The sequence below is a fragment of the Sphingobacterium allocomposti genome, assembly GCF_008124885.1.
Lineage (GTDB): Bacteria > Bacteroidota > Bacteroidia > Sphingobacteriales > Sphingobacteriaceae > Sphingobacterium > Sphingobacterium allocomposti.
On sequence record NZ_VNHX01000005.1, the window covers coordinates 46,710 to 62,137 of the forward strand.

At 48.4% G+C, this 15,428-nt stretch carries 17 protein-coding genes; 3 read left to right on the forward strand and 14 right to left on the reverse strand.

What is annotated here, in order from left to right; all coding sequences use genetic code 11:
• The first annotated feature begins 181 nt into the window (after positions 1-181).
• The gene (locus BC792_RS18300; RefSeq protein ID WP_170249962.1) at positions 182-331 is read left to right on the forward strand and encodes a hypothetical protein; all 150 of its coding nucleotides are present in this window, start codon (positions 182-184) and stop codon (positions 329-331) included.
• 9 nt (positions 332-340) lie between these two features.
• On the opposite strand, the gene BC792_RS05305 is transcribed toward BC792_RS18300, so the two are convergent.
• The 4 genes from BC792_RS05305 to BC792_RS05320 form a co-directional block, all read right to left on the reverse strand.
• A complete protein-coding gene (locus BC792_RS05305) occupies positions 341-535 on the reverse strand; it encodes a cold-shock protein (protein ID WP_148907951.1) in 195 nt (64 codons plus the stop codon).
• A gap of 14 nt (positions 536-549) precedes the next feature.
• Positions 550-1,686 (reverse strand): DEAD/DEAH box helicase, encoded by a 1,137-nt coding sequence (locus tag BC792_RS05310; protein ID WP_148907952.1) that lies wholly within the window; start codon positions 1,684-1,686, stop codon positions 550-552.
• Positions 1,687-2,159: 473 nt separating this feature from the next.
• Entirely contained in the window at positions 2,160-3,221 is a 1,062-nt protein-coding gene (locus BC792_RS05315; RefSeq protein WP_148907953.1) for a fatty acid desaturase family protein, read from the reverse strand.
• Between the two features lie 259 nt (positions 3,222-3,480).
• Positions 3,481-5,988 (reverse strand): glycoside hydrolase family 2 TIM barrel-domain containing protein, encoded by a 2,508-nt coding sequence (locus BC792_RS05320; RefSeq protein WP_246154862.1) that lies wholly within the window; start codon positions 5,986-5,988, stop codon positions 3,481-3,483.
• Positions 5,989-6,375: 387 nt separating this feature from the next.
• On the opposite strand from BC792_RS05320, the gene BC792_RS05325 reads away from it, so the two are divergent.
• Together BC792_RS05325 and BC792_RS05330 are read left to right on the forward strand one after the other, a co-directional pair.
• Positions 6,376-7,173, forward strand: a complete 798-nt coding sequence (locus tag BC792_RS05325) for a DUF6597 domain-containing transcriptional factor (protein WP_148907954.1) — start codon at positions 6,376-6,378, stop codon at positions 7,171-7,173.
• Positions 7,174-7,344: 171 nt separating this feature from the next.
• Entirely contained in the window at positions 7,345-8,169 is an 825-nt protein-coding gene (locus BC792_RS05330; protein ID WP_148907955.1) for a class I SAM-dependent methyltransferase, read from the forward strand.
• Positions 8,170-8,208: 39 nt separating this feature from the next.
• Here the strand turns inward: BC792_RS05330 and BC792_RS05335 are convergent, their stop codons facing one another.
• The 10 genes from BC792_RS05335 to BC792_RS05380 all read right to left on the reverse strand — a co-directional run bounded on the left by BC792_RS05335 (position 8,209) and on the right by BC792_RS05380 (position 15,355).
• Positions 8,209-8,598, reverse strand: a complete 390-nt coding sequence (locus BC792_RS05335) for a VOC family protein (protein WP_148907956.1) — start codon at positions 8,596-8,598, stop codon at positions 8,209-8,211.
• 225 nt (positions 8,599-8,823) lie between these two features.
• Positions 8,824-10,254 (reverse strand): TolC family protein, encoded by a 1,431-nt coding sequence (locus tag BC792_RS05340; RefSeq protein ID WP_148907957.1) that lies wholly within the window; start codon positions 10,252-10,254, stop codon positions 8,824-8,826.
• 9 nt (positions 10,255-10,263) lie between these two features.
• Positions 10,264-11,619: an HlyD family secretion protein gene (locus BC792_RS05345; protein WP_148907958.1), complete on the reverse strand. Its 1,356-nt coding sequence runs from the start codon at positions 11,617-11,619 to the stop codon at positions 10,264-10,266.
• The gene (locus tag BC792_RS05350; RefSeq protein ID WP_148907959.1) at positions 11,609-12,610 is read right to left on the reverse strand and encodes an ABC transporter transmembrane domain-containing protein; all 1,002 of its coding nucleotides are present in this window, start codon (positions 12,608-12,610) and stop codon (positions 11,609-11,611) included. Before BC792_RS05350 ends, BC792_RS05345 begins: the two co-directional genes overlap by 11 nt.
• A 79-nt stretch (positions 12,611-12,689) precedes the next feature.
• A complete protein-coding gene (locus BC792_RS05355) occupies positions 12,690-13,037 on the reverse strand; it encodes a hypothetical protein (RefSeq protein ID WP_148907960.1) in 348 nt (115 codons plus the stop codon).
• Between the two features lie 232 nt (positions 13,038-13,269).
• The gene (locus tag BC792_RS05360) at positions 13,270-13,506 is read right to left on the reverse strand and encodes a hypothetical protein (RefSeq protein ID WP_148907961.1); all 237 of its coding nucleotides are present in this window, start codon (positions 13,504-13,506) and stop codon (positions 13,270-13,272) included.
• 67 nt (positions 13,507-13,573) lie between these two features.
• Positions 13,574-13,903, reverse strand: a complete 330-nt coding sequence (locus BC792_RS05365) for a hypothetical protein (protein ID WP_148907962.1) — start codon at positions 13,901-13,903, stop codon at positions 13,574-13,576.
• 51 nt (positions 13,904-13,954) lie between these two features.
• Positions 13,955-14,374, reverse strand: a complete 420-nt coding sequence (locus BC792_RS05370) for a VOC family protein (RefSeq protein WP_148907963.1) — start codon at positions 14,372-14,374, stop codon at positions 13,955-13,957.
• Positions 14,375-14,378: 4 nt separating this feature from the next.
• Positions 14,379-14,828: an SRPBCC family protein gene (locus tag BC792_RS05375; protein ID WP_148907964.1), complete on the reverse strand. Its 450-nt coding sequence runs from the start codon at positions 14,826-14,828 to the stop codon at positions 14,379-14,381.
• Between the two features lie 98 nt (positions 14,829-14,926).
• Entirely contained in the window at positions 14,927-15,355 is a 429-nt protein-coding gene (locus BC792_RS05380; RefSeq protein WP_148907965.1) for a DoxX family protein, read from the reverse strand.
• Positions 15,356-15,428: the final 73 nt, after the last annotated feature.

Below are 15,428 nucleotides of genomic sequence, written 5' to 3' on the forward strand. Positions count from 1 at the left end.
GGACGGCGCTTTCAGTGAAAAAGCGTGGAAATTAAATTTGTCACAAAACGGTAGTTTACGTGTACGCACGGAGCTATCGCCTTGGTGACGAGCGTAACAGACAAAAGCAGCCTATCAACAGACATGGAATGCAATCGCTGCTACATGGCAAGCCCGTGTACAAAGCGAAAATATCTTCTCCATGCAAAATAATTTTCATACCGCCCATGCGGCCTGGCAACGGCATATGCCCGTTACTGTCTCTCACGACAGGCTATTCCGCATGGCAAAACAAAACAAAAAAATAGCAGGCAACATCCCGTTGCCTGCTATCCTCGTTAAAAATATCTAGTGCTGACTATTAACGAACGATACGTACGTTAGTCGCGTTGATACCTTTTCTACCGTTTTCTACTTCGAATGTTACGGTGTCGTTCTCACGGATCTCGTCGACAAGACCTGACGTATGTACGAAAACATCCTGACCACCATTAGCTGGTGTGATAAAACCGAAACCTTTAGTAATGTTGAAAAATTTTACTGTTCCTTCTTGCATTTTGTTATTATTTATTAATGAATCAATTTGTTTACAATTATCGAGCCGATTTCCAATTGGAAACCGATTAGTTTTTGAATACCTTTCAGGTTACTTTTTTCATCCTCGCTGCAGAACGAAATCGCGACACCGTCTTTTCCGGCGCGGCCCGTCCGCCCGATCCGATGGACATACGTCTCCGAGTCGTCCGGAAGATCAAAATTAAAGACAAAGGGTAGATCACTTATATCGATGCCACGGGCCGCAATATCAGTCGCGATAAGCAATGTTACACTCCCCTTTTTAAAATCGGCCAATGCTTTTTGCCGGGCATTCTGTGACTTGTTACCATGAATTGCGGCCGTCTTAATTCCTTTCTTAAGAAGCTGTTTTGCCAGCCTGTCTGCCCCGTGTTTGGTGCGTGTAAACACCAGCGATTGCTCAATCCGGTGTGCGTCGATGAGCGTACACAACAAGGCCATCTTCTCTTTCTTCTCCACGAAGTACACGGACTGGTTGACCGTCGTAGCTGTTGAGGATACCGGAGACACATTTATTTCTACGGGGTTGGTTAACAAGGTATCCGCAAACTTCCGGATGCTAGCCGGCATTGTCGCCGAAAAGAAAAGCGTCTGACGCTGCTTCGGCACATGCTGTAACACCCTCTTGATGTCGTGGATGAAACCCATATCGAGCATCGTATCTGCCTCGTCCAACACCAATGTCTTTACCTGTGCAAGGCTCAACAGTTTCTGGTTAATAAGATCGAGCAGCCTTCCGGGGGTTGCAACAACAATGTCTACTCCTCCTTTTAGTAGCTGTGTCTGACTGTGTTGGGAAACGCCCCCGAATATCACAGCACACTTAACCTGCAGATAGCGACTATACTCTTCCAAGCTCTTTCCGATCTGGATAGCAAGCTCACGCGTAGGTGCCAAGATCAACGCCTGGGGGCACTTTTCGCCTCGCCTCTGCTGAACCGAAAGAAGTTGGAGAATAGGGATGCCAAATGCTGCTGTTTTACCTGTACCGGTCTGCGCGCATCCGATAAGATCGTCTCCGCGTAGAACAACCGGCATAGACTGTTCCTGTATTGGAGTGGCGGTAATATATCCGAGTTCGGTTATCGCCTTTAAAATAGGATCAGATAATCCTAATGTGTTAAATTTCATGTAGTCGTTTTCTTATTATCACAGACGAAGGTGTTTGCCTAGACACACATTCCACTTCATCTGGACAATATCATTAAAAATGTTAAGGAAGTCCAGAAGCTTATCGCCTTTCGCGCAGCCATGCTGAAGATTCCAATATAGTACCGAGCGTGCCTCTGCACATAGACAGCGAACACACCCCTGTACAACTGTAGGTACCCTTCGTGGATACACAGTCTGTACCAACCGAACAAGAAAATACTGTAGTTTACGGTGAGATCTGACCGCCCCGCGGGCAAAGCTTCCGTTTACACAACATATCGTCAAGACCATGGGCAGCTGATAAGCCAAGACTGATATAACGGAAAAGTGCAAACTAAACGATCTCAGAAAAAGCCAGGCAGAGCCTATAATGGGTCAAAGGTAACGATAATATCTTGGATTTCGGCGCTTTTTGTTTTATTTATCTAGAACAAATCCGAGGTCATCTCCGTCTATCTCGACATCTGATGTATCACAGCGACGTGCGAACGTAGAGCCTGCCAGAACGAATTAAACTCAATATACGGAATATTGTATTCCCGGCATGTCTCCACAACGATAGCGTTTATTGCAGGGTAATGAACGTGGCTGATCTTCGGAAACAAATGATGTTCTACCTGAAAGTTCAGTCCGCCGAGCAGCCAGGTAAGCACCCTGTTTTTTGTCGCGAAGTTTGCTGTGGAATGCAGCTGATGAACCATCCACTCTTCCTCCACGCGCGACTCTTCCACTGTCTTAAACTCCGTTCCCGACACGACATGAGCCAGCTGGAACACGGTCGCCAGACACAACCCGCAGACAATTCCAGCCACTAAAAGGCCGATTACAGTCGGTAGCCAGCCGACACATAGCACAGGAATGGTAACGAACAGCTGCAGGTGAAGGATCTTGCTGACCCAAAATATCACTTTTTCGCGCAGCGGAAAGTCGAACGTGTCTGATTGGTTGCCCAGCTTCTGCCGAAAATACTTCTCATAGTCTTGATAAAAAATCCATGCGAGATACGATATACCGTACAAGAGTGGAAAGTAAAAACGCTGGTACCGGTGGTGTTTCCGAAGCTGCTGATCATGATGTATGCGCATAAACTTAATCTCGATATCGTGGTCCTCGCCGTCGATATTTGTGTAAGTATGGTGGGCGATGTTATGCTTTAGCTTCCAGAAATAAATATTTCCGCCCAGTAGGTTAAGCGTATAGGACAGGAATGTATTAAGTTTTTTGTTGTCCGAAAACGAGTTATGCCCCGCATCGTGCATGATATTGAAGCCGATCGCGGCCAGGTTGACCCCAAACAGGGCGCACAGTACGAGGCTGATCGCCCAGTGCGGCTGTACGAAGACAAGGAGACTATACAGTACCACAAAAGACGTCAAGAGTATCGCTGCCTTCAGGAAAATCCTGCGGTTGCCCGTCCTTGCCTTTGCGGCCTGTTTAAAGTAGTTGTTTGTTTTAAGTTTAAGGGATTTGGAGAACAACGTATTGCCGTTGTTAAATTTGGGGGATGACTTCATTGTACCAATAACGGGGGAAAAATATATTAAAAAAGTAAACGTCTCGGGCTTTAGACATTAATTGGCTAAAAGTTGAAAACGTAACAAATATACCTTTTAATTACTTAAAACACTAGTTCAATGCGTTAAATATATGTTAATTCCGCTGGCGCGGGACATTCGATCTGAATATGCGGGCCCGTGAGATAGCGCGGCCGATCTCTTACATGGCACCTGTGCAGAAGAGATCCATAGTATACCAAGTCGGTAAGAAATACGGCTACAACGACGCTGCTGATTCAGATGTTCCCGCCGTACGGCGCGGTTCCGCCGTATCTGTCGATACGATAGCTTCGCCTGTCTTCAATCCCTTTGCTTTTGCGATCAACCTGATCACGCCTTCCGTCTCGCTCGATTGCACAATGGCCGTTAACTGACCGCCAAACAGCCGCATTTTTGGCATATGGAACATCTCCAGAGACGTCGGGTCACCGTTGGCTGCTGCTTTGTAGGTTCCTGCCCCTTTTACCGAAAATGTCACCAGCGAGGTATCCAGCGGACATAGGTTGCCCTCCCTGTCCACCGCCTTCACGCGGATATAGGCGAGCGAGCGGCCATCCGCTGTAATATGGTCCTGTGCCGGCTCCAGCACAAGCTTGTAAGGCTTTCCTGCCGTACGTACAACCTTCTCTTCGGCCACCTTTCCCTGATCGTCATAAGCGATCACCTTGAGTTCGCCCGGTTCGTATCGAACATCCATCCACATCAGCCGATAGCGATGCTGCAGAGAAGCCTTGCTCTTTGTCTGAACTCCTTGGCTCTTGCCATTCACGAAAAGTTCCGCCCGTGGATAACTGGTATAGACAAAAACAGGCGTTACCTCGCCGGTGCGGTCGGGCCATGTCCAGTGAGGCAATATATGCAGCGTGCTAGCTCCCTTGTTCCACAAGCTCCGATATAGATAGTAGCGGTCCTTAGGAATGCTTGCGAGGTCGATAATGCCGAACATGGAACTGTGGTTGGGCCACGCATCCGTATCATAAGGCGACGGTTCTCCTAAATAGTCAAAGCCGGTCCACACAAACTGTCCCATTGTCCAATGATGATCCTCGGCCAACGCGAAATCATCGTCAGGCAAGTTAGACCATGAACAATGTTCCATGTCATATGACGATGACTGGTGGTCGGGATACAACGCATCCGCTCTCTTCTGTACCGGGAATTTATAGATACCCCTTGAACTTACTGTCGACGAGGTTTCACTTCCCAGCAACAGGTTCTGCGGCAACTTCGCATAAGCTTCTTCATAACGATGGGCGCGGTAATTCAGGCCCGGCACGTCTAATAAGGCTGCAAAGCCGTTTTCCAATACACAGGATACCTGATCCATCCCACACGTAACGGGCCTTGTCGGATCCTCACGATGGCATATCTCCTGCAGGAACGAAGCAACCCGATATCCGTCGGGCCGGCACTGTGTCGGCACTTCGTTGCCAATGCTCCACATCACCACAGATGGATTGTTACGGAAATGACGGATCATATTAATCATATCCCGTTCTGCCCATTCGTCGAAAAAACGATGATAGCCGTTCGCGCACTTGGCAATATCCCATTCGTCAAAAGGTTCGATCATCATCATGAAGCCCATCTCATCACACAGTTCCACCAACTCCGGTGCAGGCATATTGTGCGCCGTCCGGATGGCATCACACCCCATATCCTTCAGCAGCGTTAGCTGATGCCGCAATGCCGACACGTTGATTGCAGTTCCGAGCGGCCCCAGATCGTGATGGTTGCACACACCCTGAAACTTACGCAGCTTACCGTTTAGTAAAAAGCCTCTGTCAGCTACGACGCGGATTTCCCTGATGCCGAAACGTGTGCTTATTCGATCTACAAGCTTGTCGCCCACATAAATTTGTGACACGGCAGTATACAGCTTCGGGCCCTCCGGGCTCCAGAGCGACGGATTCCGCACATCGAGATGCTGTACGAAAGGTTTATCATAGTTGATCTTTTGTTCATTTTCACGGTGCGCAACAACCGCCCCCTCCTCGTCCAGAATGTCGGTCACCATGCGTACCTGCTGCCCGCTTGCACCAGCAACCGTGGTCTCCAGCCGCACGGATGCCACACTGTCCGACACGAAGGGTGTTGTGACATATGTACCCCATACAGGCACGTGAATTTTCTCCGTCACGATAAGATGAACATTTCGGTACAGTCCGGCGCCCGGATACCATCGGGACGACTGCGTCTTATTCTCCAGACGTACAGCTAACGTGTTACGTTGCCCGTCCGCGGTAAGCAGATCGGTCACATCGCAGTGGAAGGCATTATAGCCATAGGGCCAAAAACATGCTTCCCGCCCGTTTACATATATACGGGCCTCGCTCATCGCGCCGTCAAACTTTAGCACAACCCGTTTCTGTCCAGTCCTGAAGCCGGGCACGTCAAAGATGCGCCGGTACCACCCTACGCCCGCGTATGGCAACCCACCCGTGCGGCCCGTCTTGACGGTAGCCACCTTCTCTCCATTCTGCGTAACCGCCACCTCCTGCAGGTCGTGCGACCGGTCAAAAGGACCGTATATAGCCCAGTCATGGGGCACTGTAACCGGTGTCCATCCGTCGTCATCAAAACGTACTGACGCTGCCCCCTCCACCTCGCCCTTGAAGAAGCGCCAGCCTTTTTCCAACATATACTCGCTGCGGACGGTTTGTCCTTGTAAAGACAGTGGGAACACACTACATATCAACAGTAATCCGTGCCAAACGCTCATCATATCTCTTTTATTTAAATTGTTATAACCGTGTTATCACCGACAATATTCCTCCTGACGACATCCGATAACCATGCCCAATAGAAACCGTGCGACGGTTGTTTCTCCCCGTACCTACGTCTGATTTCAACGAAACGAGATCCGTTCTTATCAGCAAAAGTGGCCATAACCTGCGATCCGGTCGCCACCCTGCTATCCGAATATATAATTTTACGGGCTTTGTTCCAATTTCTTCTGGTATGATCTTTATCCTCCGTCCGCCGGCAAGGGGTGCGCAGCCGCGGTTGCCACTCCTTCCATGCCGATGCGCCGTTCCCAGCAACCAAGACAGGAGGCCGATTTCCGATGTTCCAGAGGTAAATTGCTAACTTTGCGTAAAACAGTGCTATAATGAAGCTAACCTATCACGACGTCCCGCCAGATCTGCAGCCTTACATCGAGCGCATATGGCAGTTTGAAAGCCCGCAAACGTTACATAAGCGTGAGCGGGCCGCAGTTATACCCAACGGACGGTGTGTGATGATCTGGAACTACAAGGGCGGATACTGCCATCATCTGGGCCAGCAAACCTTTGTACACGACCCGTACGACCTTCACCTCATCGGACAGCATACCCAAGCTTTAACGCTGGTCGGGAGCGAGCCTGTCTATGCACTGGGTATCACCTTCCGTGCCTATGGCTATTACGCTTTTCTGGACGACGGAGACGCTATTCCTACTGCTGTCGTCTCCTTTACTCCGGAAGAACGTATACGCTACGGCTTCCCGTCCACATTTGACGGAAACAGCAGTACGCTTGTGGAAAACGTCATCCACAGTCTCCGGCGGAACCGTAAAAGGCAACCATCTCCGTGGGTAACCGAACTGGCACATGCTATAGAACACGACCACGGAAAGATCCCGATCGGTCTGCTAATGGAGGGGATTCCAGTATCACAACGTCACCTGAATAAGCTTTTCAAAATTCAGGTCGGGCTAACGCCCAAAACGTTCGCCTCCATCGTTCGTTTCCGTCGTGTGTACAACGATTTTCTCCGGGACAAAAGTCGGGAAAAGAAAACGAGCTTATACGATTACTATTACGACGAATCACACTTCATCCAAGACTTTAAGCGTATCTTCATGACCAAGCCCAAAGCCTTCCTCGAGCAGATGAACGCATTGGGAAACCAATTCATTATTCGATAAAAGGTCTATTTTTTCCAATTTTCCGTGGTGCTGAATACGGAGCTTTGTGAACGTTTTTCTCATGCCTCCTTCAACGATGGCGGGCAGAACTTTAATGGCATTCTGAACCATAGCACTTTCAATGATGCCGTTGAGAGGAACGGATAAAGCAGACAACTAAAAAAGAAAAATATGTTAGCACACGTTACAGACACCGCTAGAGAGCTGATGATTTTTAAAGCGCAGACCACCACAATCCCTTACGCCAGGGAAGTTGCCGAACACTTCAAACTAGCCGCACCCGAGGGAGCGTTGAAAGATTTCGGCTTCTGGGCAAGCGTCGTCCATTTTGAAATGCGCTTTCGGTCCATTGAACATTTCATTGAAAAGTCATCTGTTCCGAATATACTCGAGCTGTCGTCGGGCTACGCTTTTCGGGGGCTACAACACTGTCTCCGGCGGCCGGATATCGTATACATAGATTCCGATCTATTTCCGGTTGTAGCAGAAAAAAGCCGTATGCTGCAGACATGGGGCATACCCCTACCCCCGAATTTACATCTTAAACGGATAGACGCGACCATGGCCGAGACCTATCCCGCGCTGTCCAGCCCTGTAAGCGTCGTGAATGAAGGTCTCCTGATGTATTTCGATAATGAGGGGAAAGCGCGGATCATGAATAACATCCGGGCGATATTGCAGGAACACGGCGGCAGCTGGACTACATCAGATATCTACGTGCGGCATGACACCGATACTGTTGGAAGTGACCGCGATAAAAAGTGGGGCACCTTCTTTCAAAAGAACAAGGTCAACCAGAATTATTTTGCAAGTTTCGAGGCGGCAGAACAGTTTTTTTACGATAACGGCTTCACCGTACGCGACCGCTATGAACCGGAGTTTGAAAAGCTCAGCAGTGTTCCGATGTTATTCCAGTATGGAGACGAAGCACAGCTACAGGCGCTCCGCGAGCGTGGGCGCATACAAGAGACATGGCAGCTTGTGCCTCGCCATTGAGATGAGAGAGGCGCCCCGAAGCGCCTCATCTGACCTTTATTAATGCAATTCGACAACAGTGATACGGTTGCCGTATAAGTCGGCACAATGGAAATATGAGCTCTCATCCGTTTCCTCTAATGGCTCCAGAATCTCCACCCCGTTGTTCTTTACGTGTTCGAACAGTTGTTTGCTGTTGTCTGTATAAACAACCAGTAACGGCTGCCCGCCCGTCTGCCGGCCCACTAGCTGCTGTTGTTCGGCATCTGTCGCCTTCAGAAACCAGATACCAGATTGATCATCATCGCTGAAGCGGACATGCAAGAAGCGAAGCGTGTCAGAAACCGTCATATCAAACAGCTTTTCACAGAAAAAGTTAGTACGGTAAAAGTCATACGCTTCGTCGTAATCGTTTACCAAGACGATAGTTCGTCCAAGAGTTGTTTTCATCTATTTTCCTCGTTAGCGGTGGCCACGGCGGATGGACCTCCATTCGGCAAACCGACATGCCACCTTGTAGTACAGACGCAGTACCCGTCAAGTACTGATGAAGTACTAGTATAGTACTATTTTGTTACAAAGAGAAACAACAACTAGCTGCTTCTCATCCATGCGGAAGGCCCACCTCCGCTGGAGTAGGCGTGCCGACTTTCGGACGGCACGCCTTTTTTTGAATTACAACCGTGTTCCTGCTTTATAGAACAGCTCGGCGAGGGCTTTCTGATATGCCGTTATCAATCCCTCCTGCTTTATCTGCATATCTATCAATTTACTTTCCCGTGTATTGATGAGAAAAAGGGTCGTCTCTCCCAGTTCAAATTTTTGAAGTTCGCCCCGCAACAACAGCTGCTGATTTGCTATATTGTCTATCTGCAGCTGTATCTGCCGGCTGTAAGCCGTCAGGTCGTTGTACTTTGTTGCTACATCGTTCTGAATAGCCCTTCTCTGAATGACCTGATCGTAACGAAGCTGGTCTTGTTTTAATCGAACTTCCTTTAGATAGCCCCGTTCGGCCCGCAAAAATATAGGAAAGACAAACTCCAGTCCGAACTTATAATTGCTCCAGTTAAAATCGTAGTAAGGAGGAATGGTTTCACCAAAACCTCTGCGGCTCGAGATGAGCGTGCCCGAAAGATTAAGCTTAGGCTTTAACATTTCCCTTCTATAGCGTTCTTCGATAAGGAGCTGTTGCCCTTTGCTTTCCAGCTTAAGCAGTTCCGGATGGAACTCCTGAGCCTGTTCCAGCAGATCTGCCAGCAACTTGCTTTCTGGGTTAAGATTTCTATCGTCAACCTCCTGGGGGACCGCGTTGTCGGGCAGTTCGACCGGCACTTCGTTTTCGTTCCAGAGATGATTTGACAATATCAACCTTGCATTTTTTAGCTCAACTTCATATTTAGCAAGTTCCATCTTCCGCTCTTGCACGGTGACAGCTGCCTCAACCGAGTCGATGGCAGGCTTATCGCCTAATAGTGTCTGCTCGCTTATCGCGCGAAACCTTGTTTCCGCCAGTTCAACCCCCTCTAAAAGCAGCTGATATTGCTTATAGGCATAATACCAGTTCCAATAGTCGGATACTGCCTGAAACCAAATCGCATTTATCTGCTTGACCTGCTCGGCCTCGGCATAGCTAAGCATGGCCTTAGCCTGCCAAAGGGTATTTCGGCGGCTATCGATAAAGAGGCCTTGACCCAGTGGGATGCTTAGGCCTACGGCAGACAATCCCGACCGGCCTGTCGCCGATTGCGGATTTGTATAAGCACCTACATTCCTGTCGTAGGCCACTTTTAAGTCTGCCCCGGCCAGCCACAAAGGTACCTTAAGCTCGCTATTCCACTGGTTGTAGTAAGCCGTATTACCAAAATGTTTATTTTGAAACGCCGCATATATAGTAGGATCAAACTTTCCGAGAGCCTGAGCGACCTGCGCACGTGCGGATTCGCCCAATAGACGGGTCTGTTTTACGACAGGATGATTTGCCATCAGCAGATCTTCAAGATCCTCTACCGTAAAGGTAGCCCCCTGCATACCCCGTTTATTTTCCTGCGCATAGACAAGCGCCAAGGAAAACACGTAGCAGGCTACGATACAATAAAACCTAATCATACGGTCCGATTATTTTAATGTTTCCTCCTTGGGCTCCCTTTCCAGACTGGGCGGGAATCCGTTCAGTTGCCTCCATATCTCATACCACAGCGGCACGACATTTAAGATCACTCTGCCGTAGACGCCGGAACCTAACCGCAGCTGCACCGGCCAAGGCTCGTCGCCCTCGGGGACGGGGTCAGCAGGCTTTATTAATAACCGGTATTGCCCATTCGGGCTGCTCACTTTATCGATAACAGCGACCTTTCCCGCGAAGGTACCAACAGCAACCGAAGGCCAACCCGAAAACTGGACCGATGGCCAGCCTTCAAACTGAAGGCGTGTATCGCTTTCCTTCAAGATTAAAGGTACATCCATGGCGTTAACATACAGCTCCGCAGCCAACAGCGGTTCCTTGGGCTGCAACGTAACCACAGACTCCCCTTCCTTGATATTCTCTCCTATACCCGCTTTCAGTGTTTTAACAATAAAGCCGTCTTGCGGCGCTCTGACGACATACAGTCTGCGGCGGATATCGATATTGGTTATTTCATTGCGAAGCTTGGAGACGTCGCCTTGCGCGGCGGCCTTCGACGATAGCGCCGAACCAAGATCCGACTGGGCTTTAGCTAGGGACTCGTTGTACTTGGCCCGTATATTATCCAGCTCAATCGTTGCGTTCACCAGCGACTGCCTCGAGTTGGTAAGCTTGTTCTCTGCGCTGACCACTTTTGCGCGGTCATTCTGTAGATTTAGACGTCGGGTTTCAATGTCTGTTAACGAGAAAAGACCATCTTTGTATCCTTGTTCATAACGCTCCAACCTTGCCAAACTGGTTTCATATAAACTTTGCGCAGCCAGCAGTTCTGCACTGTCAATTTTCACTACATTTCTGGCCTGCTCTACTTTATTCTGTGCCGCCTTTAGCTGGTACTGAAGGCCACTATTAAGTGCCTGAATCTGCGCCTCCGTGGCCTTCATCTTTTGTAACGCCGCTTCTTCGCTGTTGCGTTTTGCAAGGAGCTGCTCCTGCAGGCGCTCTGGCAACTCCGGGTCAAAGTAGGACTGAGATGTTTCGGAGAGCACTAAAATAGTATCCCCCTTGGCCACCTCGTCGCCTTCCCGAACCGCCCATCGCTCAATGCGGCCACCGATCTGGTTCTGCACGGTCTGCGGTCTGTCCTCCGGACGTAATGCCGTAACAATGCCACGGCCCGGGATGGTCTGCCGCCAAGGAAGGAAAAGAACAATTATAAAAACGACTGCCGCTATGGTTAATAACCTTCCCAGAAAGATGGATCCGTGCTCGGGCAACAGGTGCTTATATGCTTCGCGGGAAAGATCCTTCCAGCTAACTGACTCGCGTATCGTATGCTTATTCGCCATAGTCTGCTACGCCCTCCTCCAACGCAAGATCCGTTACAGCGCCGAGCTTTACGGCGCCGGTCAACATATCGAAAATAGTGCTTAAGTTTGTGAGCAGCTTCTCAATAGCGTACCCTATTTGCACGATTACAACCTCCGCAGCAACAAACTGCCCGAAAGTCATCTGCCGTTCCACAACAAAGTAGGACCCCAACAGAAGCATGGCTCCAAACAAAAGCGTACGGATAATCATCGATCCTGTAAAAAACCGTTTGAGTACTTTAAAGTGCAGATTACGAAAAGTTAAATACTTGCTCGTAATGTGATCGGTCTTTGCCACCACTTCCTGCATCTTCTCCGGATTACCCCGGTAAGCCTCTATATTCGCCGCCACACTTTCCAGATATGCTACTGCTTCATATTTCTGTTGCGACTCCAGAACACTGGAATCCACCCCCCTCCTGTAATACACCACAAGGAGTATGATGACAGAAGCAATTACAACAAGTCCGAAGCTAAGAAACACGGGGTGGTAGAACGAAAGTAATACCACGCTAAAAAAGATCGTTACAACGGCTGTCATGATATCCATCAGCAACTTAATAATTCCCTTCTGAATAATGATAACATCAAAAAATCGATTCACGAGTTCGACAAGGTTCTCTCCCTCCAGTTCCGCCGGCTTGATCCGGGGCAGACGGTAGGCGAACTCGACCGCGGTCTTTAAGAAAATCTTCTGTTCCAGATACTCTACCAGGCTCAGCTGCCCTATTAGTAGAAATCCGGCTACAACAATGCCGAACAAAACAAAGGCGATCAATATATAGGTAGAACTATACATTGCCCCATTATTCAGTAGGTTAAATATCGCCGTGATACCCACGGGTATGGATAAACTGAACACGCCAATAACCATGGCGTAAATGAAAATATAGTTAATAGTCCTCCGCTCGGGATGAAATAACTTCACCAAGCGCTGAAAAGGTGTAGGACCGCCTTCTTTATGCGTCATATGTGTATTAGATATTAATATAAAAAGTTAGTACAGGTTCCTATGTGCCAATGAGGCTCATAACCGTAAAAAAGCATTTCTAGACACCCTGATCCGGAGGCGGAGAAGGGATTGTATCGAAATGCTCAATCACGCGCGGCGTTTCGTATCCGCCACGGCTGAATTTTCTATAGTGTTCTGCGATCCGCATATCCGGCATGGCATCTACTATTAAACAAGCTAATTTACTATAATTTTTGTTTCCTTCTTTATGCTCTTCCTGTTCTGCTTCTTCCGCCGCGTCGAGCGCTGCCCCTGCAGCCACCCAGCACTTCCCTCCCCAAATACTGAAGGGAAGGCTCCCTGTTTTAAGCAGAAATACGCCTAAGATAAAAACGCTAATGAATCGAATCAGAAATTTGTTCCCATCTCTCAGTAAACTCAACATGCCGCAAATATAACCGAGCAATAATACGAAATTGTCAGCAGATTGTTAATTATTTGCATTATTTCGTGTCATATTTATGGTCTGATTTATAGAGCCGCTAAACGGCACCATCCAACGATATCGAGTATCGAGAACGATTGCCATTTTTAAAGTACGGCATATGTATGGCAAGGAAGACACGTCTTCAGGCCTTTCGGGAAGTGTAGAACGAAAAAAAAACCGCAGGCAGAGATTAAGCCACGTAGACGCCGAAGCTCCGCTGAACGAGCTCGGCGAGAACCTCCACAGGGATCGAGGGTCCTGGTCCGCCCTGCGTGGACCATACTTTGGTTGACGGATTATAGATCAGGACGTAATGCAGGTTATCGTCTTCCGAAATGTCAAAGAAATGGGTTTGCGGATTATAGGTTGCGCTGAAATTAATTACATTTCCATTGTGTGTATGCTGAAAGATCCTGTTGAAGTTCATAGTTGTATATAGTTTACTATCATCGGCATATAGCCCGGCGATAACACGGGCTCTAAAGATTACTCCTCTATAATGTGTCCCCTTCTATTACGCTGTCCCCTTTTATCGAGCGGAGATACGCCTGAAACGCGATATCCAGCCCTTGGTAAATCAGCTGATATTGTTCATCGCTTGTTCCATAAGATCCAAGGACAATCCTGTCATCGTAACTGTCGCCAATAATTGCCAGAACACACTTGTCACTATCCGGCAAAAAAAGTCCAACACCTACGATTTCGTCTCTGTACTTAACGAACCAGGTTTCCTCCACCTGATCCTCGACGGTCTTCGGAATATTGGAATCTTTCTCGAGATACTCCAGCTGCAGGCTGTCAAAATTGATATTTGTCATAATCATAAAGCAATGTACAATATAGACAATTATCAGCGGCTTTTGTTCACAATACCTTTAGGGAAACTTTTTGCTGGCCGGGACACCTAATATCCAACGGACATCGAATGGATCTGTCACTTCGACCAGTGCGTCGGTAACATCTGTACGGTCGCGGAGCGCATCGTCGGTACCGTTCATTAATCTGGATAGTACTAATTTTCTATCTTCCAAGCCGTTACACAACAAAAACACCGATATGTAGTTTCCGATTTTTCTTCCATCGTCGTGCAGCAGGTCTGAACCATAGATCACCACGGTGTCAGAGATCAGGGAACCACAGACCAGCGGCGGCGCCGTGCGGCCGTAAATGATTTCATTCGTGTTTTGGAGATACAGCGTACCTCCAAAACATCGTTGATAAAAAGTCAGCGCTTCACGGCAATTTCCAGGGAAAGAAATAAAAACGCCGCTCTTCGGCTTCCAATCCTGTCTCATTAACCTACGCGTCGGGTATCTGCGGTTCCACCAGTTTCTTCATTTTTTCCAAAGACTCCTGCCAGCCCAGGTAACACATTTCAACCGGAATAAGCTCGGGTATTCCCGTTTGTACAATATGGAGTTCAGTCCCGCAGGACACCTTTGTCAACGACACGGTTGTTGTCATCTCGCCGGGCAAATTATGATCATCAAAGCGGTCGCTGTACTTAATAAACTCATTTTCTCTTATTTCCAGGTACTCTCCCCCAAAAGAATGTCCGTTGCCCGTACTAAAGTTGACAAAGGTCATCTTGAACCGTCCGCCGACGGTAAAATCCATCTGCTGTACAGAGCAAACAAAGCCGTAAGGAGGAAGCCAGCTTGCATGCGCCACGGGATCCGCGAAGGCACGGAATACCTTTTCAGGCTCTGCCTGAATGATTCGGTGTAAGGAAACACTGTTCGTTTTCATTTTTTTTGATATTTTAAAAGGTAAATAGTTTCATTTTTTTATCCTTCCTACGTCATGCCCTTTCTGGACATTCTTTCGAAAAACTTATCGCGCGAGGTTCAGAGGGCGGACACCTCCTGATATGCATTTGTGCCGGCCCCCGCTCGTTCTACCTTGCCGGCCTTCTTTATCTTTTTATCATATATATAGGCAATGGCGAGGATCCCCAATACGACGAGCGGCATCAGCATAAACTCTGCCTTCCTGTCTACGCACGCGTGACTGATAAACGCGAAGACCAAATTGAACGTCAGTCCGGCGTATGCCCATTCGCGCAATTTTTCCGGCATTTTCGGATAACTGATCGCGGCGACTCCGAGCACCTTGCAAATGATTAATGCGTAGGCAAAATAATCGGGATAGCCCAACGGCTTTGTGCCGGCATTTACATATTGCGGTGCGAACAATACAGTAGCGAGTGGCATTAAGCCCTCCCACACGACGAGGAGCGATACGGCGCTCCAGAAGATAATTTTGTTTTTTTTCATGTTATTTTAAGTTTGTTTAACAATTACTCATTCTGCGTTATAAGCTATTCTACGTGTAGTCGGAGGCCCGACC